Here is a 1,038-nt window from a genome sequence, read left to right as displayed (position 1 = left end):
AAGGGCGGTTTCAGGCGTGGCGTTGCAGGGTTTCGCTGGGTAGTTCGCCGAACATTTGCCTGTAGCGCGCAGCGAACCTGCTCGGATGGTAGAACCCCCAGCGGTTTGCCACATCCGTGATTTTCAGGTCCGGGTTCTTGTTGGAGATCAGTTCCGCACGTACCCGCTCCATCCGGACCCGGCGCAGATGTTCCATGGGGGAGGTTCCAAGGGACTGTTGAAAGGAAGCATGCAGCGTGCGGATACTCATCATCCCTACCCGGGCCAACTCGGCCGGAGTAATCGGTTCGTCGGCGTTCGCTTCAATGAAGTCAACCACTGGTTTGAGCCGCCCCAGATTAACGGTGGGAGGCGGGGTGAGGAGAACCTCGCTGTAGTTGTTCGGGACAGCCAGGAGAAGGTTGCTCATGACAAACGACTCAAGCTGCTCAAGGGCGAGCGGGTTCTCCGTGATGCCCCCGGGCCGGTTCAATTCCACGGCCATGAACTGCGCCGAAGCATAAAGACTGGCGCCCCGCCCTGTCGACAGATCGAAACCGAAATCGAACCCGATCGGGTGATCCACGGATTGACCCATCAGATCAGCAGCAAAATTTTCCAACATTTCCCTCGAAAACCGGAGGATTATCTGCTCCGCGTCAGGGCCCCACTTCACCTCGGTGCCAATGTGCGGCAGCAACACCAATCCGCTCTGACCACCAGCAGTAAAGGCACGTTTACCGTCCGCACGGAATCCCTCGGTGCCTCCGGCGGTCGTCAGGTTCACATGGTAGAACTCTTCCGGCGGCGGCATCCGCAACTTCGTTTCGGCCTGATACGTCAAGTAGCCGAGCGTCAGGTCCCGGCCGCCCCAGGCGTTCAACATCATGTTCAGCTGGCCGTCACCGGACGTGGTCATATCATTGGGAAGGTAAGTCCCGGTGACAGCGTCCCTGGCGGCGTCGATGTCGCTGGTGTGCACCACCGGATGGGCGTCCAGGGGTTTGGGGGCTACCAGAGGGTTGGGGCTTTGGTTCATCATGGGCTCCATTAGCCTGT

At 59.5% G+C, this 1,038-nt stretch carries 1 protein-coding gene; it reads right to left on the bottom strand.

Features of this window, described 5'->3' with window-relative positions:
- Positions 1–10: 10 nt before the first annotated feature.
- Positions 11–1,018, bottom strand: a complete 1,008-nt coding sequence (locus tag AU175_RS20970) for an AraC family transcriptional regulator (RefSeq protein ID WP_066290896.1) — start codon at positions 1,016–1,018, stop codon at positions 11–13.
- Positions 1,019–1,038 lie beyond the last annotated feature (20 nt).

Origin of the sequence: Arthrobacter sp. B6 (assembly GCF_001663775.1) — a bacterium.
Taxonomy (GTDB): domain Bacteria; phylum Actinomycetota; class Actinomycetes; order Actinomycetales; family Micrococcaceae; genus Arthrobacter.
Note: the sequence above shows the minus strand (reverse complement) of the source record. Positions and strands in the feature narration are given on the sequence as shown.

Coding starts and splice junctions, on each gene's coding strand:
- AU175_RS20970 (WP_066290896.1), bottom strand. CDS start 1,018: ATGAACCAAAGCCCCAACCCTCTGGTAGCCCCCAAACCCCTGGACGCC.